This window comes from Geothrix sp. 21YS21S-4 (assembly GCF_030845995.1).
Lineage (GTDB): Bacteria > Acidobacteriota > Holophagae > Holophagales > Holophagaceae > Geothrix.
The window spans coordinates 1,624,925-1,647,607 of record NZ_CP132719.1 but is presented as its reverse complement, the minus strand read 5'-3'; the positions used below and the strand labels follow the sequence as shown (position 1 = coordinate 1,647,607).

22 protein-coding genes are annotated in these 22,683 nt (G+C 67.3%); 10 read left to right on the top strand and 12 right to left on the bottom strand.

Features of this window, described 5'->3' with window-relative positions; genetic code table 11:
• Positions 1-29 precede the first annotated feature (29 nt).
• The 3 genes from RAH39_RS07520 to dnaG all read right to left on the bottom strand — a co-directional run bounded on the left by RAH39_RS07520 (position 30) and on the right by dnaG (position 5,488).
• The gene (locus RAH39_RS07520; RefSeq protein ID WP_306589466.1) at positions 30-1,649 is read right to left on the bottom strand and encodes an MFS transporter; all 1,620 of its coding nucleotides are present in this window, start codon (positions 1,647-1,649) and stop codon (positions 30-32) included.
• Between the two features lie 242 nt (positions 1,650-1,891).
• Positions 1,892-3,619 (bottom strand): RNA polymerase sigma factor RpoD, encoded by a 1,728-nt coding sequence (rpoD, locus tag RAH39_RS07515; protein ID WP_306589465.1) that lies wholly within the window; start codon positions 3,617-3,619, stop codon positions 1,892-1,894.
• 147 nt (positions 3,620-3,766) lie between these two features.
• Positions 3,767-5,488, bottom strand: a complete 1,722-nt coding sequence (gene dnaG / locus RAH39_RS07510) for a DNA primase (protein WP_306589464.1) — start codon at positions 5,486-5,488, stop codon at positions 3,767-3,769.
• Between the two features lie 196 nt (positions 5,489-5,684).
• On the opposite strand from dnaG, the gene RAH39_RS07505 reads away from it, so the two are divergent.
• The gene (locus RAH39_RS07505) at positions 5,685-6,674 is read left to right on the top strand and encodes a hypothetical protein (RefSeq protein WP_306589463.1); all 990 of its coding nucleotides are present in this window, start codon (positions 5,685-5,687) and stop codon (positions 6,672-6,674) included.
• Between the two features lie 89 nt (positions 6,675-6,763).
• On the opposite strand, the gene RAH39_RS07500 is transcribed toward RAH39_RS07505, so the two are convergent.
• Positions 6,764-8,119, bottom strand: coding sequence for an MFS transporter (locus RAH39_RS07500; RefSeq protein WP_306589462.1), 1,356 nt, complete (start codon positions 8,117-8,119; stop codon positions 6,764-6,766).
• 79 nt (positions 8,120-8,198) lie between these two features.
• Positions 8,199-8,744 (bottom strand): PilN family protein, encoded by a 546-nt coding sequence (locus tag RAH39_RS07495; protein ID WP_306589461.1) that lies wholly within the window; start codon positions 8,742-8,744, stop codon positions 8,199-8,201.
• Between the two features lie 95 nt (positions 8,745-8,839).
• On the opposite strand from RAH39_RS07495, the gene RAH39_RS07490 reads away from it, so the two are divergent.
• Positions 8,840-10,036, top strand: coding sequence for a glycine C-acetyltransferase (locus RAH39_RS07490; protein WP_306589460.1), 1,197 nt, complete (start codon positions 8,840-8,842; stop codon positions 10,034-10,036).
• On the opposite strand, the gene RAH39_RS07485 is transcribed toward RAH39_RS07490, so the two are convergent.
• The 5 genes from RAH39_RS07485 to asnB all read right to left on the bottom strand — a co-directional run bounded on the left by RAH39_RS07485 (position 10,033) and on the right by asnB (position 13,529).
• Positions 10,033-10,503 carry a MauE/DoxX family redox-associated membrane protein gene (locus RAH39_RS07485; RefSeq protein WP_306589459.1) on the bottom strand — a complete coding sequence of 157 codons (471 nt, stop codon included), beginning with the start codon at positions 10,501-10,503 and terminating at the stop codon, positions 10,033-10,035. The two genes, RAH39_RS07490 and RAH39_RS07485, sit on opposite strands and share 4 nt — an antisense overlap.
• Positions 10,500-10,841, bottom strand: a complete 342-nt coding sequence (locus RAH39_RS07480; RefSeq protein WP_306589458.1) for a rhodanese-like domain-containing protein — start codon at positions 10,839-10,841, stop codon at positions 10,500-10,502. The genes RAH39_RS07485 and RAH39_RS07480 overlap by 4 nt, the downstream gene beginning before the upstream one ends.
• A 292-nt stretch (positions 10,842-11,133) precedes the next feature.
• Positions 11,134-11,379: a hypothetical protein gene (locus tag RAH39_RS07475; protein ID WP_306589457.1), complete on the bottom strand. Its 246-nt coding sequence runs from the start codon at positions 11,377-11,379 to the stop codon at positions 11,134-11,136.
• 17 nt (positions 11,380-11,396) lie between these two features.
• Entirely contained in the window at positions 11,397-11,780 is a 384-nt protein-coding gene (locus RAH39_RS07470) for a PilZ domain-containing protein (protein WP_306589456.1), read from the bottom strand.
• A gap of 51 nt (positions 11,781-11,831) precedes the next feature.
• Positions 11,832-13,529, bottom strand: a complete 1,698-nt coding sequence (gene asnB / locus RAH39_RS07465) for an asparagine synthase B (RefSeq protein WP_306589455.1) — start codon at positions 13,527-13,529, stop codon at positions 11,832-11,834.
• A gap of 104 nt (positions 13,530-13,633) precedes the next feature.
• On the opposite strand from asnB, the gene tdh reads away from it, so the two are divergent.
• Positions 13,634-14,665: an L-threonine 3-dehydrogenase gene (gene tdh, locus RAH39_RS07460; protein WP_306589454.1), complete on the top strand. Its 1,032-nt coding sequence runs from the start codon at positions 13,634-13,636 to the stop codon at positions 14,663-14,665.
• Positions 14,666-14,729: 64 nt separating this feature from the next.
• Here the strand turns inward: tdh and RAH39_RS07455 are convergent, their stop codons facing one another.
• Positions 14,730-15,404, bottom strand: a complete 675-nt coding sequence (locus tag RAH39_RS07455) for a hypothetical protein (RefSeq protein ID WP_306589453.1) — start codon at positions 15,402-15,404, stop codon at positions 14,730-14,732.
• 51 nt (positions 15,405-15,455) lie between these two features.
• On the opposite strand from RAH39_RS07455, the gene udk reads away from it, so the two are divergent.
• Genes udk through RAH39_RS07430 form a run of 5 tightly spaced genes read left to right on the top strand, consistent with a single transcriptional unit; the run spans position 15,456 to position 18,578 of the window.
• Positions 15,456-16,109 (top strand): uridine kinase, encoded by a 654-nt coding sequence (udk, locus tag RAH39_RS07450; RefSeq protein ID WP_306589452.1) that lies wholly within the window; start codon positions 15,456-15,458, stop codon positions 16,107-16,109.
• Complete coding sequence (locus tag RAH39_RS07445; protein WP_306589451.1) at positions 16,102-16,419, top strand: rhodanese-like domain-containing protein; 318 nt, start codon at positions 16,102-16,104, stop codon at positions 16,417-16,419. Before udk ends, RAH39_RS07445 begins: the two co-directional genes overlap by 8 nt.
• Positions 16,419-17,033 (top strand): NUDIX hydrolase, encoded by a 615-nt coding sequence (locus RAH39_RS07440; RefSeq protein ID WP_306589450.1) that lies wholly within the window; start codon positions 16,419-16,421, stop codon positions 17,031-17,033. Before RAH39_RS07445 ends, RAH39_RS07440 begins: the two co-directional genes overlap by 1 nt.
• Positions 17,034-17,082: 49 nt before the next feature.
• Positions 17,083-17,580, top strand: coding sequence for a YajQ family cyclic di-GMP-binding protein (locus tag RAH39_RS07435; RefSeq protein ID WP_306589449.1), 498 nt, complete (start codon positions 17,083-17,085; stop codon positions 17,578-17,580).
• A 2-nt stretch (positions 17,581-17,582) separates the two neighbouring features.
• Positions 17,583-18,578, top strand: coding sequence for a polyprenyl synthetase family protein (locus RAH39_RS07430; protein WP_306589448.1), 996 nt, complete (start codon positions 17,583-17,585; stop codon positions 18,576-18,578).
• A gap of 148 nt (positions 18,579-18,726) precedes the next feature.
• Here RAH39_RS07430 and RAH39_RS07425 read toward each other — a convergent pair whose 3' ends face one another.
• Positions 18,727-20,307 carry a type IV pilus twitching motility protein PilT gene (locus tag RAH39_RS07425; RefSeq protein ID WP_306589447.1) on the bottom strand — a complete coding sequence of 527 codons (1,581 nt, stop codon included), beginning with the start codon at positions 20,305-20,307 and terminating at the stop codon, positions 18,727-18,729.
• A 248-nt stretch (positions 20,308-20,555) separates the two neighbouring features.
• Here RAH39_RS07425 and sucC point away from each other — a divergent pair, with 248 nt between their 5' ends.
• A complete protein-coding gene (gene sucC / locus RAH39_RS07420; RefSeq protein WP_306589445.1) occupies positions 20,556-21,713 on the top strand; it encodes an ADP-forming succinate--CoA ligase subunit beta in 1,158 nt (385 codons plus the stop codon).
• 41 nt (positions 21,714-21,754) lie between these two features.
• Complete coding sequence (sucD, locus tag RAH39_RS07415; RefSeq protein WP_306589444.1) at positions 21,755-22,636, top strand: succinate--CoA ligase subunit alpha; 882 nt, start codon at positions 21,755-21,757, stop codon at positions 22,634-22,636.
• Positions 22,637-22,683: the final 47 nt, after the last annotated feature.

Here is a 22,683-nt window from a genome sequence, read left to right as displayed (position 1 = left end):
TTCAGCATGACCGAAACGCGGCGCGAATCCTATTCGAGGATGCGGTCGAGGAAGGAGCCCCGATCCTCCCACGCGGCGATGAGGTGGCGGATCCTCGGCGCCTGCTCGGCGCCCAGGGCATAGGCCTGGCGGAAGATATCGCGGTCCTCCACCGTGGCGCGGTGGTGCTGGCGGAGATGCTCGCCCCAGCTGGAGCTGAGGAAGCTCTCGGTGAAGCGGAGCACGCCCGTTTCCGGGCGCTTCAGATCCTGGAACAGCGACCAGCGCACGGCCCCGTCCCGGATCCGGATCCGGCGCACTTCCCGCATGGCCTCCTGGAAGGCGGCTTTGCGGTCCTCGGGGACGCGGTATTCCAGGACCGTCAGGATCGGGCCCTCGTCGGGATGGATGGCTTCGGGCGAGTGCGGCTGAAGGCGGTGGGGACTGAGGTCCATGGGCTCGTGGAGCGCCTGGATGCGCAACCGCCCCGTGAAGGCCAGCAGCAGAAGGAGGCCCGCGGCGGAGCAGGCGAAGGCCGTGTGGATTCCCCAGTGCTCGCCCACCCAGCCCCAGAAGGCCGCGCCCGCCGCCATGGCGCCGCCCCATACGGTGATATAGACGCCGAGGGCGCGGGCCCGCACCCAGGAGGGCACGGACAGCTGCACTGCGGTATTGCAGGTGCTCAGGACCGACAGCCACCCCGCGCCGCAGACCAGGAGCGCCAGGCCGACGGGTACGGCGTGGACCACGAAGGCCAACACGAACACGCCGGCCGCGAACGTGGACGTGGCAGCCGCCAGCAGGGCGTTGGGCGACATCCGCGCCCGCAGGGCCGGCAGAACGAGGGTGGCTCCCACCGCGCCCGCGCCCGTGCATCCCAGGAGCACGCCGAAGGCGGTGGAACCCAGGCCCAGATGGTGGATGGCGAGGGTGGGCAGGAGGCTGAAGATCGTCCCTCCGAAGAACACGAACCCGCCGCCGCGCAGCAGAATCACCTGGAGAGCCTTGCGGTGGCGGGTGTAGCGCAATCCGACCTTCATGGCCGCGGCGAAGCGCTCCGCCGGCAGATCCGTCGGGACCGGCTGCCGCTTCCAGCTCTGGAGCACCATCAGGACGCCCACGAAGGAGACCGCATTGAGCGCGAAGGCCCAGGTGGCCCCGAGCCAGCCCACCACGAGTCCGCCCAGGGCCGGTCCCACGGCGCGGCTGACGTTGAATCCGGCGCTGTTCAGGGCCACGCCCGCGGCGATCTGGTCCTTGGGCACCAGATCGGGGACCGAAGCCTGCCAGGCCGGGGCGTTGAGGGCCGCGCCCACGCCCAGCAGCAGGGACATGGTGATGAGCAGGGCCGGCGTGACCAGATGCAACGCGGACATGAGGGCCATGGCCGCGGCCACCAGCAGCATCCAGGCCTGGGTGATCAGGAGCAGCCGGCGCCGGTCGACGATGTCGGCGATGGCGCCGCCGGGCATCGACAGGATCAGCATGGGCAGCGTGGAGCCGGTCTCGATCAGGCTCATGAGGAGGGGCGAGCGGGTGAGTTCGCCCATCACCCACTTCTCGCCCACGCTCTGGACCCACGTCCCGACGTTCGAAGCCATGGCGGCGATCCAGATCGCCAGGAAGAGGTGATTCTTGAGCGGGGCGAGGGGACTGGCGGGTCGGTTCACAGGTTCAGGCTACCCAAGGATTTTCGTGGGGTTGAGATAAAAAACTCACCACCAAGGCACCCAGGCACCAAGAACTGCAAAAAGCATTTCCTTGGTGTCTTCGTGCCTTGGTGGTGATCCTTTCGAGCGCTGCTATCCCAGGAAAGTCTTGAGCGTCTTGGAATAGCGCGGATGGCGAATCCTGTTCGCATCCTTCGGATGACTCACAAATTCGCCGACCCATGCGGCCGGCGCTCCCGCGTTCACCCCAGGAAAGCCTTGAGTGTTTTGGAATAGCGCGGGTGGCGAATTTTACGCAGTGCCTTGGACTCGATCTGGCGGATGCGCTCGCGGGTGACGGCGAATTCGCTGCCCACTTCCTCCAGGGTGTGCTCGGAACCGTCGTCGCCCACGCCGAAGCGCATGCGGAGGACGCGCTCTTCGCGCTCGCTGAGGGTGTTGAGGACGTTGCGGACGGTCTCCTTGAGGCGCTGCTGAACCACCTGCTCCACCGGGGACACCACGGTCTTGTCCTCGATGAAATCCCCCAGGTGGGAATCCTCCTCCTCGCCGATGGGGGTCTCCAGGGAGATGGGCTCCTGGGCGATCTTCATCACCTTCCGGACCTTGCCCACGGGCATGTCCATGGCGTGGGCGATCTCCTCGCTGGAGGGTTCGCGGCCCAGCTTCTGGACCAGCTCTCGCTGGGTGCGGATGAGCTTGTTGATGGTCTCGATCATGTGGACGGGGATGCGGATGGTGCGGGCCTGGTCCGCGATGGCGCGGGTGATGGCCTGGCGGATCCACCACGTGGCGTAGGTCGAGAACTTGAAGCCGCGGCTGTACTCGAACTTGTCCACGGCCTTCATCAGCCCGATGTTGCCCTCCTGGATGAGATCCAGGAACTGCAGCCCGCGGTTGGTGTAGCGCTTGGCGATGCTGACCACGAGGCGGAGGTTGGCCTCGATCAGTTCCGCCTTGGCGGAGCGGCTGATGCCCTCCGCCCCCTTGAGCCCGTTGAAGTCCTTGTGGAAGAGCTCGCTGGTGGTCTCGTACTTGGCGAAGAATTCGACCAGGGTCTTCTCGATGTGCGTCAGCTCGTCCTTATAGCGGTCCTTCAGCTTGGCGAAGGCGGGATTCTTGAGGCGATCCCGCAGTTCGCGGCACTTGCGCTCGCCCGCCATGACCTGGCTGTGCTGGTGGGTGATCCGGTCGATGAGGCGCGTGACGGCCAGGCTGTTGAGGCCCAGCTTGCGGATCTGCCGCGACAGGCGGCCGCGGGCCTGGAGGATCTCGCGGTCCAGCTTGCGCTTCTTGGGCAGGGTCTTGGTGCCCGCGTCCACCTGGAGCTTGAGGTCCAGCAGCTCCTGGAGCGCCTGGTCGTAGACCAGCAGCTTCTCGAACTGGTGGTGGACGTGCTGGGTGGCGGAGGTGCTCTCGGCATCCTCGTCGTCGTCCACTTCGTCGGAGAGGCCCACGACCTCGCGGATCTTGCCGGGGTTCTCCTTCAGCATCTTGCCGATGTCGATGAGCAGGCTCGCGGCCAGGCGGGACCGGGACAGGGCGCGCATCACGCTGCGCACGCCCACTTCGATCCGCTTGGCGATCTCGACCTCGTCCTCCCGCTTCAGGAGGGGGACGGTTCCCATTTCCTTCAGGTACATCCGGACGGGATCGTTGAATTTGTCGCTGTCGGGGCTGTCGATCTCGATGGCGTCGAGATCCTTGTCGCCCTTGGAGGCGCTTTCCACGGCCACGAATTCGGGTTCGATGGCCTCCCGGGCCGCCAGCGCGTCCTCTTCCGTGGCACCCACCCCCACGCCGAGCCGCGCGAACAGACTCAGCACCACGTCGAGATCGGCGGGGCTGGAGGCGGTGTCGGGGAGGAAGTCGTTGAGCTGGTCAACCAGCAGGAATCCGTTTTTCCTTCCGATGGAGATCAGGGCTTTGGTCAGGGCGTAGTAGGCTTCTCGCGGTGGCGTCGGAACCATTCGGACCTCAAAGAGCGCTGGAAAGCCGGGCCGGCAATGCCGGCGGCCGAGGATAAGCAGAATCCGGCCAATGTACCGGCCGAAAGCGGACCTTTCAGTATAAGAGATCCACCCCGGAGGGCAAGGGCGCGGTCTTGCCTGCCGGGCTCAGCGGGGGCCCCGGCGGCGGCGGGACAGTTCCTTCTGGCGCAGCAGCAGCTCGTTCTGGCGGGTCATGACGCGGAGCGCGAGCCCGGGTTCCGCCTGGGTGCGGGGATCCTGCAAGAGGCGGTTGTTGGCCTGGATTTCGCGGTCCACGAAGCGGGCCTCCAGTTTGGCCAACAGCGCCTCGGCGTCCCGCCCCGCCTCTCCCTGGCGGCTGGCCAGGGCCTCCAGCCGGCGGAGGATCGCCAGCACCCCATCGGGGACCAGCGCCGGGTCGCCCTCGGCGTCCAGCAGGGCCTGTAGGATGGGCGCTCCCGGGAGGCTTTCCCACCAGGCGTGGGGAACCTCCTGCACCCGCCGCCATTCCCCCGCTCCCGCCAGCAGAACGAGGCCGCGGATCAGCTCGTCCAGCTCCGGCTCCTCGGCGCGGACGAGCGCTTCGACTTCGCGCGGCGCGGGCTGGCGGCCCTTCACGGCGCGGTCCAGTTCCTGGAGCGGCACCTGGAGCTGGTGCGCCAGGCTGGCGAAGAGATCGCGGCTTTCGGTGGTGCGGGGCAGGTAGGGCAGGAATTCCAGCAGGTCCTTGAAGGCCGCCATCCGGTCCGTGATGCGGCGGAGGTCCTTGCCTTCCATGGCCCGGTCGATCATGAAGGCCGTCCAGTCCGGCGCCACGTGCAGTAGTTCGCGGAAGGCCTCGCCCCCGAGTTGCAGACACCAAGTGTCGGGATCCTCGCCCTGCGGCAGTTCCAGAAGGCGCACCTCGAAGCCCAGGGGCAGGGCCAGCCGCAGGCTCTTTTCCATGGCGCGGCGACCCGCGGCGTCCCCGTCGAAACACAGGACCACCCGGCGGGTAAAGCGGCCGAGCGCCTTGAGGTGCTCTTCGGTGAGGGCCGTTCCCAGGGGCGCCACGGCCTGGTGGATGCCGTTCTGGTGGAGCTGGAGCACGTCGAAGTAGCCTTCCACCACCAGGGCTCCGTCCCGCATGGCGCCCTTGGCCCGATGAAAGCCGAACAGGGTCTCGCCCTTGTGGAACAGGGCCGTGTCCCGGGTGTTGAGGTACTTGGGCTGCCCGTCCCCCATGACGCGGCCCCCGAAGGCCACGATGCGCCCCCGGACATCGTGGATGGGCAGGGTGAGGCGATTGCGCAGGAAGTCGATCTGGGTGCCGCGGTCGCTGCGGCTGGCGAGCCCGGCCTGTTCCAGCAGTTCACCGGAAAACCCCAGGCCGCGGAGATGCGTCACCAGGAAATCCCAGGCATCGGGCGCCGCGCCGAACCCGGCTTCCGCCACAAAAGGACCCTCGTAGCCGCGGCGGCGCAGGTAGGCCTGGACGTCCTCCCGCCGCTCGAGCTGGCGCTCGTAGAAGGCCTGGGCGGCGTCCAGCGCGGCGCGCAGCCGCGTCTCCAGGTCCAGCTCCGCCGCGGGGCGCTCGCGCCGCTGGGGCAGGTCGACGCCCGCCGCCCGGGCCAGCTGCTCCAGCGCCTCGGGAAAGGTCATCCCCTCGCGTTCCATCAGCCACGCGAAGGCATCGCCGTGCTTTCCGCACCCGAAGCAGTGGTAGAAGCCCCGAGCGGGCACCACCTGGAAGCTGGGGCTGCGCTCGGCGTGGAAGGGGCACAGGCCCACGAAGGAGGATCCCTGCTTGCGGAGCTTCACCGCCTGGCCCACCAGGGCCAGCAGGTCCGTGGCGTCCCGGACGCGCTCGACGATTTCGCGGTCACGCATGGATTTGGAGCATCCCGGAAAGAAGAAACCCCGCTCGCGGAAGCGGAGGGGGCCGAGGACAGGGGAAGAAAATCCTCCTTCAGCATACCCCCGCTTTCGTCGCGCCCCGATCGCGCGCTGGTCCGGGCTGCTCCCCCTTCCGGGATTTTCATTTCCCGCGGACATGGCATCCTAAAAGTTCCGTACGGTGGAACCCATGAGCCAGCTTCTCGACACGATCCTTCTCTTCAGCCTGCCGGCATCCGGCAAGTCGGAGGTGCGCCGCTACCTGGCGAGCCTCACGCCCGACCAGTGCCGGAACGACTTCCACATGGGTCCGACCCTCCAGTTGGACGACTATCCGTACGTGCACCTGATGCACCGGATCGACGACGAACTCAAGGCCAACGGGCTCGATTACGCCTATTACCACGGCCCCAATCGCCCCTTTCGTGACAACTGGACATGGGCTGTCCTCATCGAACTGCTGAACGAGGACTACGCCAACCTCATGGGCAGCCGTCAGGTCGAGGTGGGAAGCGCCGCCCAGCACCTGTTCGACCGGCTGGACGCCGCCCACGTCAAGGTGGGGCTGCCCGAGTACCTCGGGAATGTGCCTCATCGCCTTCGGGTGCGGATGGCCGAGGCCCTCGAAGCCGAGTGCCGTGCCGAGCTGGACGCCCTCAACCGCCAGAATGCCCAGGATAAGGCCGGCCGCACCCTGGTGATCGAAGCCGCCCGCGGCGGCGCCCACGGCTTCGCCTTTCCCCTGTGTCCCCCCCAGGGCTACGACACGGCCTTCCAGACCCTGTCTCCCGCCATTCTGGAAAAGGCGTCCGTCCTCTACGTCTGGGTGGATCCCGTCGAGAGCCGCCGCAAGAACATCGAGCGCGGCCGTCCCAACGGCCAGGGCAGCATCCTCCACCACAGCGTCCCCATGGAGGTTATGCTGGGCCAGTACGGCACGGACGACATGGCCTGGCTGATGGAGCAGAGCGACCGTCCCGGCACCATCCGCGTGGAGCGCATCGTCCCCATCGGCGACCGCTACGAGGCCAAGATCTACCACCTGCCCGTCGCCCGCTTCGACAACCGCGGCGATCTGACCACCTTCGTCCGGGAAGACCAGAAATCGTGGAAGCCTGCCGACGTGGATGCCATCCACAGCGGCCTGAAGGCGGCGTTCGACCAATTGGCGAAGAAGTAAAAGCCTCTAACCGCAGATGTCGCAGAGAACGCAGATAAAAGCTTTCAAATGCTTTTCATCTGCGCCGATCTGCGGTTAAAAATTCCTGTTCAGTGCGCCCCGGCGCCCGCTTTGGCGTTCCAGATGCGGGTCATGATGTAGGCGCCGATCAGGCTGAAGGGGATGATGGCCCCGACCCAGACCCAGGCGTGGGCCGGCTGGTGGGCCGCGGGGCCCGCGAGGATGGGCGTGCCGTCCCAGCCGTGGCGCTGGAGCAGGGAGCCCAGGCCGAAGCCGGTGAGGCCGGAGCCGATGTACTGGATGCCGTCCAGGGCGCCGGCCACGGAGGCCGCGGCCTTGCGGCCGCCGAAGTCCATGCTGGCGGTGCCGCTGAGCATCCCGTGGACACCGAAGATGAACATGGCGGTGAGGCCCAGCAGAATGACGGCCCAGACCTGGCCGCCCCAGGTGCCGCGGCCGAAGGACATGCCCAGCAGGGCCAGCATCACCACCTGGATCAGGTAGAAGATGAAGGCCACCGGCGGGCGCCGGGACTGGAACAGCTTGTCGCTCATCCACCCGCACAGCAGGCCGCCCAGGATCCCGCCGAACATGAAGGCCACGCCGGTCCACCAGAACAGGTGCTCCTTCTTGCCCAGGTGGTAGACCTCCTGGAGGTATTCGGTGAAGTACAGCATCACGCCCTGGCGGACGAAGCCCGTGCAGAACTCGGCGAAGATCAGCGACACGATCACCGGATTGCGGAACACCTTCTGCATCAGCTCGCGGAAGGGAAGGGGGGTTTCGTCGGCCGAGCCTGCGTCGGAGCCGTCGCCCGTGTCGAAGTCCGGATGCCCCGCGTGGCTCGGCCGGTTGCGCACCAGGAACCAGTCCACGGCGAACATCATCGCCATGGCCGCCGCGGGGACGAACCAGATCACCGTCCAGCTTCGGAAACTGGCAAGCAGCCAGGCCCCGATGGTGGTGGCGAGGAAGTAGCCCGAGCTGATCATGATCCCGAAAATGCCGCCGAACACGCCCCGCTCCCGCACGTGGAACCAGGTACTGTTCACCTTCACCACGGAGAGGGCGCCGAAGCTCTGGAAGTACATGTTCAGGCTCCAGAGCAGGCTCATGCTCAGGAGGATCTGCGTGCCCGAGGTGCCCAGGAACATGAACCCGATCGCCAGGTTCACGAGGGCTGCGCCGAGGGCGCCTAGGAGGATGGCCTTCCGTCCGCCGATGCGGTCCGCCAGCGGGCCGTTGAACGCCACCGCCAGACCGTAGGTCCAGAACCCCGCCGAGGCGATGAGCCCCATCTGCGCCTTGTCGAGGTGGTACCAGGCCCCGATGTCGTTCTTCACGATGTTGAAGTTGTAGCGGCCCATGTACATGGCCGCGTAGGTCAGCCCCAGGGGAAACCAGTTGAGGAACCTGCGAAGGCGGTAGGCGGGACTGTGGTCCAAGGGAACCTCGATGTCGTCAAGGGTACCGGACCCCCCGCCGAGCCCCAAGTGACGAGGCTGTAACCCGCGTCAAAGTCGCTCACTCCGCCTTGCGGAAGGCCTCGTCGGTCCCCGTGAGGGTCCAGGCGCCGCGGAGCCGCTCGAACGTGGCGTGCCGTTGCTTGACCGCGCCCGGCTTCACGTCGGAATGCAGGGCCTGGAACAGCGGGAACTGGTCCGTGGGGTTCTCCAGGCGGATCTCATAGACGACGCGGGCCCCTTCGCGGGTGGGCTCCATCCGGACGGCGCGGACGAAGACCGCCTCCGCCGCGGGCATGGAGAAGCCCTTCGGTGCGGCCTTGATCGCCTTGGGGGCGTTGGCCTTCAGGCGGAACGTGAAAACCTCGCGGCCGCTTTCGGTCCGGACCGCGCTGTCGAACCAGCCGCTGCGGTCGAGGTTCTCCTTGAGGGTCGCGAGGCGCGCATGTTCGGAGGTTCCCTTCTCCGCGGAGGCCTGCTCCGGCACGGTGACGGGGACCACCACGGGATATTCGCGGCGGATCATGTCCTCGGCTTTGGCGCGGTCCAGTTTCGAGCTGCAGGCCAGGGTGAGAAGCAGGGCGGGCAGGAGCAGGGCATGGCGCATGTCGATCCTTTCCGGTTCGCAAGGATGGTGACACAACCGGGCGCCCGTCACGCAACCGGGGAGTATCCTATGGGGCCGCAGACGAGGAGATTGCCGTGAATCCTGGCTACCTGGCCCACTTGACCCGCGAACTCGCGCAGCTGAAAGAGGCCGGGCTGTACAAGACCGAGCGGATCATCGCCTCGCCCCAGCAGCCCCGCATGACCGCGAACGGGAAGGACGTCGTCTGCCTCTGCGCCAACAACTACCTGGGTCTGGCGAACCATCCGGACGTGATCGCCGCGGCGAAGGGCGTGATGGATGGCCACGGGTTCGGGATGGCTTCCGTGCGCTTCATCTGCGGCACCCAGGACATCCACCGGGAGCTGGAGGAGAAACTGGCCGATTTCCTGGGCTTCGAGGACACCCAGCTCTACTCGAGCTGCTTCGACGCCAACGGCGCCATCTTCGAGGGCCTCCTGGGCGAGGAGGACGCCATCATCAGCGACGCCCTCAACCACGCCTCCATCATCGACGGCATCCGCCTGTGCAAGGCCAAGCGGTTCCGCTACGCCAACTCCGACATGGCCGATCTGGAAGCGCAGCTCCAGGCGGCCGATGCCGCGGGAGCGCGGTTCAAGCTGGTGGTGACGGACGGCGTGTTCAGCATGGACGGCTACATCGCCAAGCTCCGCGAGATCTGCGATCTGGCGGAGAAGTACGGCGCCATGGTGATGGTGGACGACAGCCACGCCGTGGGCTTCATGGGCGAGAGCGGCCGCGGCACCCACGAGCATTGCGGCGTCATGGGCCGCGTGGACTTCATGACGGGCACGTTCGGCAAGGCCTTGGGCGGCGCCTCCGGCGGCTACATTGCCGGCAAGCGCGAGGCCATCGACTGGCTGCGCCAGCGGGCGCGCCCCTATCTCTTCTCCAATTCGGTGGCCCCGGCCATCGTCGCGGCGACCCTCAAGGTGCTGGACCTGCTCAAGACCAGCCAAGACCTGATCCGGCGCGTCCACGACAACGCCCGCCACTTCCGGGCCGGGATGGAAAAGGCCGGATTCAAGCTGCTGCCCGGCGAGCACCCCATCGTTCCCGTCATGCTGTACGAGGCGCCCCTGGCCCAGGAATTCGCCAAGCGCCTGCTGGACGAAGGGGTCTACGTGATCGGGTTCTTCTTCCCCGTGGTGCCCAAGGGCCAGGCGCGGATCCGCACCCAGATGAGCGCCGCCCACACCACCGCCGACCTCGACCACGCCATCGCCGCGTTCACCAAGGTGGGCCGGGAATTGGGCGTGATCCCCGCCTAGCGGGGGTCGCCCGCCCCGGGTCGCTCCGCCTTTCGGGACGCCGTCCACACCTGCGCCACCAGCAGCAGGAGGGCGGCGTCCCGCAGCAGGACCCACCGCATGTCCGCCAGCCGCTGGGCCTCGGTCTTGGGCGCGGAGGCGCCGAAACAGCCGCAGTCCACGGGCCGATGGCGGGCAAGATTCACGCCGAGCGCCGCGCAGAAGACGAGGAGCAGCGCGCCCGTCCACAGGGCCGCGGCCCGCAGCCAGATGCCCGCCAGGAGCGCCAGCCCGCAGAGGAGCTCCAGCCAGGGAAGGATCAGGGCTAGGGGATTCAAGAGGGCGGCCGGTACCAGCTGATAGGCCCAGATGGATTTGGCGAAGCCGGGAGGATCCCCGATCTTGGGGACCGCCGCGGCGATGAACACCAGGCCCAGGATGACTCGGGCGGCCAGCGTCACGCGGGGATGCAGCACCCAGCGCCTCATGGCTGCCCCTTCTGCACGGGCCGGCCCTGGGCCGCCCAGTCGGGGAAGCCGTCGCGGTAGATGAGCAGATGGAAGTAGCCCTGCGCTAGCAGGCGTTCGGCCAGCAGATGCGAATCGCGGCAGTCACCCCCGCTGCAGTAGAGGACGATCGCATCCTCCGGCCCGGGCCGGCGGGCGGCCTTGAAGGCGAAGAGGCGGTCCTCCAGATCGGCTTCCCACACGGGGGCGCACCAGGCCCCGGCAATGTGGCCCTCCGCGAACTCCGAGCTGCGGCGGGCGTCGAGAAAGGGAACGCCCGCCTGGAACGTCTCCCAGGCGGCCTGGCTGCTGATTTCCACGATGGGACCCGCGGGCGCTGGGGAAGGCGGGGCAGAAGGCCGGGGCGGAGAAGGCAGGGGGCGGATCGGCGCTTCCGCCTTCGTAGGAAGGCTGGGTGGGGCAGGGGGCGGAGGAGCGGGTTCCTCTGGGGGAGGCGCCGTTGGAGGCGGCGGAAGGGGTTTTACGATCCACGCCAGCCGCCGGGCCGGGGAGGCCAGGGCATTGGAGATCAGGGCTCCCACGACCGCCAGTCCCGCGAGAGCCAGGCATCGGAGGGGAGTCGATCGGGGCGGGAAGGGCACGGCGTTCCGCTCAGAGCACGATGTAGCGGTAGGTGCCGGGATCCTGTTCCTTCAGGAGGAGCTGGATGGTCCATCGCCGGTCGGGGTAGCGCTCGTACATCGTGGCGCTCAGGACGGATTCCGACAGCCACTGGCGGACCTCCTCGTAGCGCTCGAAGGCCGGAGGCGCCCACCCGTCGTCGTCGGCGCCCCGGGCGCGGGAGCCCGGCTTGACGTATTCCATGAGGCGGGCGAGGGCGGCTTCGGGCGTGTCCATCGAAAGATCCGGAAAGGCTAGCCGCAGGGGCGGATGCGGGAATCGTAGACGCCGCCGGCGCCGGGCGCTGCTTCGGGCGACAGCGAACGGATCAGCGCGCGGAGCGACTCCAGGCTGTTCGCGTCCAGCACCCGGGAGAAGGCGATGGCCATTCCGCGGGTATCGGAGCGCACCACGGTACCCCGCGTCACCACGCGCTTTCCGGCCTCGGCCTCCTCCAGCAGGATGGCCACGCCGCACTCGGTGCCCAGGGGCAGGCGCTCGGCGCCGCTCACCAGGATCCCGCTCAGACTGATGTTGACCGCCGAAGGGAGGGCGATGATGCGGTCCTCCACCACCAGCTTTACGCGGTAGCTGATGGGGAGCCGGGGGAATTGGCGCTGGTCGGAAGGGGCGGTCACCATTGGAATCCAAAATGGGGTCCCGATGATGATAGCGCGGCGGCGCGGATCTCAGGCCCGTCCCTGGTGATGGACGTCGGCCACGGCCCGGCCCGAAGGATCCGCCGCCCGAGCGAAGGCCTCGTCCCAGGCCAGCGCGGTGGGGGTGCTGCACGCGACGCTCCGCTCATGGGGCACGCACTCCGCGGCGGAAGCATCCGGAAAGTGGCGCTCGAACAGCTGACGGTAGAGGTAGCCCTCCTTCGTCTCGGGCGTCTTCACCGGGAAGCGCTCGGCGGCGGCCCGCATCATGGCGTCGCTCACGTCGCGGTTTGCGGTGGCTCTCAGGGCGTCGATCCAGGCGTAGCCCACGCCGTCCGAGAACTGCTCCTTCTGGCGCCACAGGACCTCGTCGGGGATGAGCCCCTCGAAGGCCTTCCGCAGGGGGTATTTCTCGATGGGACGGGGGCGAGGGGCGTTCCGGGGGAGCTTCACGGCCGGATCCAGGCGCATGGCCACCTCGAGGAACTCCCGGTCCAGGAAGGGGACGCGGGCCTCCACGCCCCAGGCGGCGCTGGCCTTGTTGGCCCGGGCGCAATCGTAGAGGTGGAGCTTCTGGAGCTTGCGGACGGTCTCCGCGTGCAGCTCCGTCCCGTCCGGCGCCTTGTGGAAGTAGAGGTAGCCGCCGAAGACCTCGTCCGCCCCTTCGCCGGACAGGACCATCTTGATGCCCATGGCCCGGATCTTCCGCATGAGGAGGTACATGGGCGTGGACGCCCGGATGGTGGTGAGGTCGAAGGTCTCCAGGTGGTAGATCACGTCGGACAGGGCGTCCAGCCCTTCCTGGACGGTGAAGTGGATCTCGTGGTGGATGGCGCCGATGTGGTCCGCCACCTTCCGGGCCGGCGCCAGGTCCGGCGCGCCCTCCAGGCCCACGGCGAAGGAGTGGATCCGGGGCCACCAGGCGGGGGACGCGCCGTCCTCCTCCACGCGGCCGTCGCGGTACTGGGCCGCGATGGCCGCCACCAGCGAGGAATCCACGCCTCCGGAGATCAGGACCCCGTAGGGCACGTCGCACATCAACTGCCGGCGGACGGCGGCTTCCAGGGCCTCCCGGAGGACCGCCGGGTCGAAGGGGTCCGTGGGCACGAAGCCGGGTCGGGCCCATTCCGGGTCGTAGTAGCGCTGGAATCCCTTCTCGGCCTCGTGGCCCAGGACGTAGTGCCCCGGCGGGAATTCCTGGATCCGCTCGCAATGGCCCACCAGAGCTTTCATCTCCGAGGCCGCGTAGAGGTGGCCGTCCCGGTCCCAGCCCAGGTACAGCGGGACGACGCCGATGGGATCCCGCGCGATGAGGAAGGTCTCGCGCTTGGGATCGTGGAGGACGAAGGCGAAGATCCCGTTCATCCGGTTCAGGAAGTCCCGGGGCGGCAGCTCGTCGTAGAGGTAGAGGATCACCTCGCAGTCGGAGGCGGTGCGGAAGTTGTGGGCCTCCCGCAGCCCGCGCTGCAGGTCCCGGTGGTTGTAGATCTCGCCGTTGACCGCCAGGACCGCGCCCCGGAGGCTGTCCACCAGGGGCTGGGCGCCGTGCTCCACGTCCACGATGGACAGGCGCTCGTGGGCCAGGATGGCCTGGTCGTCGCTGTAGACCCCGCTCCAGTCCGGCCCCCGGTGGCGGATCTTCCGGGCCATGGCCAGGGCCTGCCGCCGGAGCTCGGCGGAGCGGGACCGGGCGGGATCGAGCCCGAGGATGGTGAGGATGCCGCACATGGGTGCTTCCTATATGGGCCGCTTTCGCGAATCGTCAAGCGGGAAGCCGGTCGCTTGGCCTCTTCTTCCCGTTGATGATGAAATGGTGCGGTTGGAGGCCCGAGATGAAAGCCCTGTTGAAGTCCAAGCGCGAAGAAGGCATCTGGATGGGCGAGGTGCCCATGCCGGAGATGGGTCCCAACGACGTCCTGATCCGCGTCCACAAGAGCGCCATCTGCGGGACGGACGTCCACATCTACAACTGGGACGAGTGGGCCCAGAAGACCATTCCCGTGCCCATGGTGGTGGGGCACGAGTACGTCGGTGTCATCGAGAAGGTGGGCGCCGAGGTGGAGGGCTACAAGCCCGGCGACCGCGTCAGCGGCGAGGGCCACATCACCTGCGGCCACTGCCGCAACTGCCGCGCCGGGAAGCGCCACCTCTGCCGGAATACGGTGGGCGTGGGCGTGAACCGCACGGGCTCCTTCGCCGAGTACCTGTCGATCCCGGCCTTCAACGTGTTCAAGGTGCCCGACAACGTCCCCGATGACGTGGCGTCCATCTTCGATCCCTACGGGAACGCCGCGCACACCGCCCTCAGCTTCGACATGGTGGGCGAGGACGTTCTGATCACCGGCGCCGGTCCCATCGGGATCATGGCCGTGGCCATCGCGAAGCACGTGGGCGCCCGCCACGTGGTCATCACCGACGTCAACGAGTACCGCCTGGACCTGGCGCGGAAGATGGGCGCCACCGTGGCCGTCAACCCCATGCAGAAAGCGCTGCCGGAGGTCATGAAGGACCTGGGCATGACCGAGGGGTTCGATGTGGGTCTGGAGATGAGCGGCAACCGCAGCGCCTTCCAGTCCATGCTCGAGGCTATGCACCACGGCGGCCGCATCGCGCTCCTGGGCATCCTGCCGGGCGACTGTGCCATCGACTGGAGCCAGGTGATCTTCAAGGGATTGATCCTGAAGGGCATCTACGGGCGGGAGATGTTCGAGACGTGGTACAAGATGGCGGCGATGGTGCAGAGCGGCCTGGACATCACCCCGGTAATCACGCACCACTACGGCATCGACGACTTCCAGAAGGGCTTCGACGCCATGCGGAGCGGGCAGAGCGGGAAGGTGATCCTGGATTGGGGCGTGAAGTAGACGCCGTTCCGAAACGAAGAAGGGGCGCTGAAGGCGCTCCTTCTTCGTTTCCCTTCGGACGGCCCTAGCGGGTGGGCTGAGGCTGCGGAATGGGCGGGAAGGTGGGTTCGCCCCAGGGCTGGCCGTCCTTCACGAGGAGGTCGGCCGCGAGCCCCTCGCCGCCCGGGAGGAGGTCGATGCCCAGGCTGGCGAGGTAGTAGCCGTCGAACTTGGTGTTGAACTTCTGGCGGACAGGGCCGCGCTTCACCGGGATCTCTTCAATGGGCCGCAGGACGTAGGGCCGGTAGAGGAAGGGGTGGCCCCAGGGGGTCTCCGGGATCCGGTCCAGGTAATCGGGCACGAGGTTCTTCAGCTCGGAGGGGTATTCGCCGCGCTTCCCGCGGTAGCGGGTGAGGGCGTCCACCACGCGCTTGAGGGAGGCCCGCACCTGCTTCTGGCGATCCGCCACGTCCCGGTTGACGAAGGCCTCGATGAGGAAAAGGTCGCGCTGGGCCTGCTGGGCCGCCTCCGTGCCCGGATAGCGCTCGATGAGCTGGCGCATGAGGGACCGGGCCTCCATGCCACGGCCCTCCAGATTCATCTTCCGCGCCTCTTCGTAGAGGTTGCCGGGAAGCCGCGGATCCTCGGAATTGCAGCCCATTCCGGCGAGCAGAGCGACGCCGACAAGCAGGAGGGCGCGGGCGGAGTTCCGGGCTCGAGGCCCGTCCCAGGCGGCGTTCCGTTCCCGTGGCGCGTTCATGGCATGAACCTTAGCAGACGGCGTGAAGTAGGATGAAGGAAAGGGGGGAGCATGAACGACAGGCCGATGCTGGCGGGCATCGTGGGGGGCTCCGGGAGCGGCAAGACGTCCGTGGCGGCCGAGCTGCTGAAGCGTCTCAAGAAGCGCGGGGTCGCGACCCTCCTGCTGGACATGGACGCCTACTACGCCCCCCTGGAGATCGTGAAGGGGCGCTTCGACGGCCGGGCCGTGAACTGGGACCATCCCCACGCCTTCGATCTGGAACTGATGGCCGCGCACCTGTCGGCCCTCCACCGCGGGGAGAGCATCCGCAAGCCCGTCTACGACTTCACGATTTCCGACCGCACGGGATGGGAAGAACCCATTCCGCCGGCCCAGGTGGTGATCCTGGAGGGCCTGTTGCTCTTCGCCCTGCCGGAGCTGCGGGACCAGCTGGACATCAAGGTCTTCGTGGACACGGACGCCGACATCCGCATCCTCCGCCGGATCCGCCGCGACACCCAGGAGCGGGGCCGGAGCCTGGAGAGCGTCATGGACCAGTACGAGAACAGCGTCCGGCCCATGCACCTGGAGTTCGTGGAACCCAGCAAGCGCTGGGCCGACCTCATCGTTCCCACGGGCGTGGAAAACCGCACGGCCATGGAAGCCATCACCCACCACATCTGCAGCCGGGTGCTGGATGGCGGGGAGGGCCGCCGTGTTTGAGGACGGGATCGACCTTTCGCCGGAGCGCTACCGCGCCCTCCCGGAGACGGTCCAGCGCGTGGACGTTCGCGAGCCCTGGGAGCACGGACTGGCGCGGATCCCGGGTGCGGTCCTGATTCCCCTGGGAGAGCTGGAAAGCCGGCTTTCCGAACTGGATCCCTCCCAGCCCGTGGCCGCCTATTGTCACCACGGGATGCGCAGCCTCCACGCCCTCCGTCTTCTCCAGGCGGCGGGCTTCCGTGACGTGGCCCACCTGGCGGGCGGCATCGACGCCTACAGCCAGATGGATCCCTCGGTGCCCCGCTACTGATGCGCCTCCTCCACAGCCACCCCGAGGGCTTCGACCCCGCCGTCCCCTGGCTCCAGGACTCCGAGAGCGTGCGCCAGGATTCCCGGCTCTTCCGCCAGATCGTGGCGCAGCGCCGCAGCCCCCACACGGGCCGGCCGCACGCCTTCTACCGGCTGCAGGGGCCCGACTGGGTGAACGTGGTGGCCTTCACCGAAGGGGGCGAGCTCCTCGTGGTGGAGCAGTTCCGCCACGGGATCGACGCGCCCACCCTGGAGATCCCCGGCGGATCCTGCGACAGCGGAGAGACCCCCGCCGAATCCGCCCGGCGGGAGCTGCAGGAGGAGACGGGCTTCGTGTCGGACCACTGGACGTTCCTGGGCTCCTGCACGCCCAATCCAGCCACCCAGAACAACCGGTGCCACACCTTCCTCGCCGTGGAATGCCGCTCCGCCGGCCCCTTGGCGCTGGATCCCACGGAGGAACTGCAGGTCTGGGCCTGCGCCTGGGCGGAGTGGGAGGACCGGATGCGCCGCGGCGAGATCCACCACGCCCTAGTCCTGTCCGCTTTCCAGTTCCTGGGGTTGTGGGAGGGCTGGCCGGCCCTCCGGGCGCGCCTCGAAGCCGCAAGGGCGTAGGCGGCCGACGGGGTCCTTGCGGTAGGCTGTAGGGAAACCGGAGGGTGGAATGGCCAGCGAGTGCTCGTTCGACGTGGTGTGCAAAGTGGACCTCGATGAGGTGAAGAACGCGGTCTCCCAGGCCATGAAGGAGATCGGGCAGCGCTACGACTTCAAGGGCTCCGTCTCCAAGATCGAGCTGAAGGACGACAAGGTGCTGGTCCTCGCCAGCGACGACGAAGTGAAGCTCAAGGCGGTGGTCGACGTCCTCCAGACCAAGCTCCACAAGCGCGGGGTCAGCATCCGCAGCATGGTCTACGGAAAGGTCGAACCCGCGGCCAAGGGAAGCGTCCGCCAGGAGGTCACCATCGAGCAGGGCATCCCCGTGGAGAAGGCCAAGGGCCTCATCAAGGCGGTCAAGGATGCCAAGATCAAGGTCCAGGCCAGCATCCAGGGCGACCAGCTCCGCGTGAGCGGGAAGAACCGCGACGACCTGCAGGAGGCCATCGCCCTGTTCAAGAAGGAAGACCAGGGTCTCGATCTCCAGTTCACGAACTACCGGGGCTGACCTTGAGCCGACTCGACCTCTCGCGCTATTTCCTCCCCATCGCCCCCAAGCTCGCGGGGGTGGAGATCGAGTTGCAGCGCATCCTCCAGAGTGAGGTGGAAGTCGTCCAGAAGCTGGCGGACCACGTGCGGGGCGGGCAGGGGAAGCGCCTGCGCCCGGCGCTGGTGCTGCTCTCCTCTCGGTTCTGCGGGGTGGAGGGCGACGCGGACGTGCGGTTCGCCGCGGTGTTCGAGCTGACCCACACGGCGACCCTCGTCCATGACGACGTCATCGACCACGCCCAGCTCCGGCGCGGGATGCCGACCCTCAACCGCCTGTGGGGCAACACCCTGACGGTGCTGTTCGGCGACGTGCTGTACCTCGTGGCCATGAGCGAAGCCATCGCCGGGCGCAGCTGGCGGATGATGGAGATCTTCGCGGAAGTCACCACCCGGATGATCGAGGGCGAGCTCATCCAGAACGACGTGCTCTTCAAGCTGAACACCAGCCGGAAGGACTACTTCGACATCCAGGAGCGGAAGACGGCGCTGCTGTTCGGCGGCTGCACCGAGACGGGCTCGGTGCTGACCGGCCGCAGTGAGAACGAATGCCGTGCCATGCGCCTCTACGGGCTCGAAGTGGGTCGGGCCTTCCAGCTTGTGGACGACCTTCTGGACTACACGGCCACCAGCGAGCAGCTCGGCAAGCCCGCCTTCAGCGACCTCCGCGAAGGCAAGCTCACCCTGCCCATGCTGACCCTCCTGGAGCGGGCCCCCGACGAGGTCCGCCCCCTGATCCGCACCATCTGGGACCGCGGGGAGGAAGTTCCCATTCCCGAGGCGGAAGAGGCCAAGCTCCGCCAACTGATCGACCGGCACGGCGCCTTGGCGGAGACGCGGGACCTAGCCTCCCGCGCTTCCCGCAACGCCGTGGCCCACTTGGCGGACCTCTCCGGCGACCGCGACACCGGCGACCTCCTGCGGGAGATCCCCGAGGCCCTGCTGTCTCGGAGCATGTAGGCTTCGGCCAAGAATTGTTCAGGATTTTTAAAAGAGATTCACCACCAAGACGCCAAGAGCACCAAGAACAGAACCGAAACCCGCGGAGCTTTTCTTGGTGTCTTCGTGCCTTGGTGGTGATCCTTATCTCTTGAATCGCAAGGCGGCTTCAGTTCTCCAGATCGCCGAGCCGCAGGTCGAAGGGGATCGCCGCGCGCTTGCAGGCGGCGATGAAGCTCTCTTTGTCGGGGCACTTGAGGTAGGCCTCCATAGGCTCCACCTTGCGGTCTTTGATCAGCTCGACCAGGGCGTCGTTCATGAGCCGCTGGCCGTAGCTGCGGCCGGTCTGCATGGCGCTGGGGATCTGGAAGTTTTTCCCCTCGCGGATGAGGTTGGCGATGGCGGGGCTGATGAACAGCGTTTCCAACGCGGCGATGCGGCCTCCGCCCACCTTCTTCAGCAGGGTCTGGCTCACCACGCACTTCAGGGCATCGGCGAGCATCACGCGGATCTGCTGCTGGCGGTCCGCCGGGAACTGGTCCACGATCCGGTCGATGGTGCCGATGGCGCTGCTGGTGTGGAGCGTCCCAAAGACCAGGTGGCCCGTGATGGCCGTCTCCAGGGCGATGGCGATGGTCTCCAGGTCGCGCATCTCGCCCACCATCACGATGTCAGGATCTTCGCGCAGCGCCGCCCGCAGCCCGCTCTTGAAGCTGTCCGTGTGGGTGCCCACCTCCCGCTGGTTCACCAGGCAGCCCTTCCGCGGATGCACGAACTCGATGGGATCCTCGATGGTCAGGATGTGGTCCTTCCGCTTCTGGTTGGCGAGGTCGAGGATGGCGGCCAGGGTCGTGGACTTGCCGCTGCCCGTGGGGCCCGTGACGAGGACCAGTCCTTTGGCGAGCCCCGCCAGGCGTCGCAGGTGCTCCGGCAGGCCCAGTTGGTCCGCGTCCGGCAGCTTGTCGGGGATGACGCGGCAGACGAAGCCGGGACCCACGCGGTCCATGAAGAAGTTCATCCGCAGCCGGCAGCCGCCCTCTTCGAAGGCGTAGGCGAAGTCCGCGTCGCTCCGGTCGCGGAAACCGCGCCACGCGTCGGGCGGCGCCACGGCCTCCATCAGCTCCAGGAGCTGTCCCCCGCCGAGGACGCCGAAATCGCCCGGAAGATCCTGGAGATCCCCGTCCACGCGGACCAGGGGCGTCTCGTAGGAGGAACAGTGGAGGTCGGAGCCGCGGGCCTCCAGGAGGGCGCGGAACAGTTGGGTGGCGAGGGGATGGGGAGGCCGCTCTCCCATGGGTGCAGGGGCCGATGCGGAGACGGGGATCGGACGTGGCTCGGGAACGGCGGGTTCGGGCGCAGGAGCTGCAGGTTCGGGAGGTCGGGGAGGAGCGACCGAATCCATGCTTGCCCGCGCTTCGGGGAGGGGCGCGGAGGAAGCGGGCGCCGCCCCGGTGGGTTCCACCAGGATCCTGGAGGTGCCCTGCTCCTTGAGGCACTGGATGCGGAAGAGCTGCTCGCCGAGGCGGTAGTCGAAGCTCACGCCCTGGCCCGACTGCCAGGCGTTCTTCTGGTGGGAAGGAACGATGTCCGAGGCCAGCACCTCCACCATCACGCCGGGCAGGGGATTGCTCAGCAGGTGCGTCCGGTCGCCGGAGGCCAATTCCAGAACCGGCGGCCGATCGGGTTCCAGCAGAAGGCGCTTGCCTCCCCGCGGCACGACGTACTGGAGGAGCTTGTCCAACTGCGCCATTCGACCTCCGGCGGGGAACGGAACCCCTCAAGCTCGGAATCGTGCAGGACCCCTTCGGGCTTGAGCGCAGAAAGCGTCGCGCGTCACAGTCGGGGAATAAATGTGGCGCTCCGGAGGGGGGCACCGAGTCCGTGGAACAGGTTGGGAAAGGTTCGATAATTCAATTATAAGAAAGCCTGTTTTTTCGCATTTGGCAATAGCGGAGGTGCGGCTATAGAATGGACCCACCGTTTAAGGGGAACACATTCATGAACATCCATGAATATCAAGCCAAAGAGCTTCTGCGGCGGTATGCCGTAGCCACGCCCGACGGGAAGGTGGCCCAGGACGCGGAAGACGCCCGCATGATCACCAAGGAATTCGGCGGGGCCAGCGTCGTGAAGGCGCAGATCCACGCGGGCGGCCGGGGCAAGGGCGGCGGCGTGAAGTTCGCGACCGATCCCGACAAGGCCGCCGAGCTGTTCAAGGCCATGCTGGGCATGCAGCTCGTCACCAAGCAGACCGGCGCCGAGGGCCGCAAGGTTCGGACGGTGTTCCTCTCCAAGCCCGTCGACATCGAGCGGGAACTCTACCTCAGCTTCCTGGTGGACCGCGCCTCCAGCCGCGTGACCATCCTGGCTTCCACGGAAGGCGGCGTGGAAATCGAGGAAGTGGCGGAGAAGACCCCCGAGAAGATCGTCAGGGTCGCCATCGATCCGGCACTGGGCCTCAATGGCTTCCAGGCCCGCCAGGTGGCCTTCGCCTTGGGGCTCGAAGGCGACGCATTCAAGAAGGGCGTGGTGTTCCTCCAGAACCTCTACAAGCTCTTCATCGAGAAGGACTGCTCCATGGTGGAGATCAATCCGCTCGTGGTGACCAAGCAGGGTGAGGTGACCGCCCTCGACGCCAAGATCGGGTTCGACGACAACGCCCTGTTCCGCCACGCGGACGTCCTGGCCTTCCGCGACCTCAACGAGGAGGCGGAGGAGGAGATCGAGGCGAGCAAGTTCAACCTGAACTTCATCAAGCTCGACGGCCAGATCGGCTGCATGGTGAACGGCGCGGGCCTGGCCATGGGCACCATGGACATCATCAAGTACCACGGCGGTTCCCCGGCCAACTTCCTGGACGTGGGCGGCGGCGCCACCGAGGACGCGGTGAAGAACGCGTTCCGGATCATCCTGCAGGACCCGGCCGTGAAGGCCGTCCTCGTGAACATCTTCGGCGGCATCATGCGCTGCGACGTGGTGGCCGCGGGCATCGTGAAGGCCGCGAAGGAGATCGGGATCAAGGTCCCCGTCGTGGTGCGCCTGGAAGGCACCAACGTCGAAGAGGGCAAGAAGATCCTCGCGGACAGCGGCCTGAACCTCATCGTCGCCGCCGACCTGAAGGACGCCGCCGAGAAGGTCGTCGCCTCGATCAAGTAGGTCATCCACGGAACCCGAATTCGAATCCAGAGAGGTATGACATGGCTGTTCTGGTGGGCAACCACACCAAATTGATCGTCCAGGGCATCACGGGACGGGAAGGGCTCTTCCACGCCAAGGGCTGCCGCGACTACGGCACGAACGTCGTCGGCGGCGTGACGCCCGGCAAAGGGGGCACCGAGATCGAGGGCTTCCCCGTCTTCAACACCGTCAAGGAGGCCGTCGCCAAGACCGGCGCCAACGCCACCATGATCTTCGTGCCCCCCGTGGGCTCCGCCGACGCCATCCTGGAAGCCCTGGAAGCGGGCATCGAGCTGATCGTCTGCATCACCGAGGGCATCCCCGTCCTCGACATGGTGAAGGTCAAGCGCGTCCTTCCCGACTACCCCAAGAGCCGCCTGATCGGCCCCAACTGCCCGGGCATCATCAGCCCCGGCATGGCCAAGATCGGGATCATGCCCGGCCGCATCCACAAGCAGGGCCACGTCGGCGTGGTCAGCCGCTCCGGCACCCTGACCTACGAAGCCGTCGGCCAGCTCACCGCCCTGGGCATCGGGCAGAGCACCTGCATCGGCATCGGCGGCGATCCGGTGAACGGCACCAGCCACATCGATGCCCTGCGCCTGTTCCAGGATGATCCCGACACCCACGCGATCATCATGATCGGCGAGATCGGCGGCAGCGCCGAGGAAGAGGCCGCCGAGTTCGTGAAGCAGTACGTCACGAAGCCCGTGGTGGCTTTCATCGCCGGCCAGACGGCCCCTCCGGGGCGCCGCATGGGCCATGCCGGCGCCATCATCTCCGGGGGCAAGGGCACCGCCGCCGAGAAGATGAAGGCCCTCCAGGCCGCCGGAATCACCGTGGTCCAGAGCCCCGCGGACATGGGCAAGGCCCTGGCCGAGAAGCTGGCCCAGAAGGTCTGAGTCCCGTCGTTTTCACCAACCGCGCGGCCCGACGGGCCGCGCGGTTG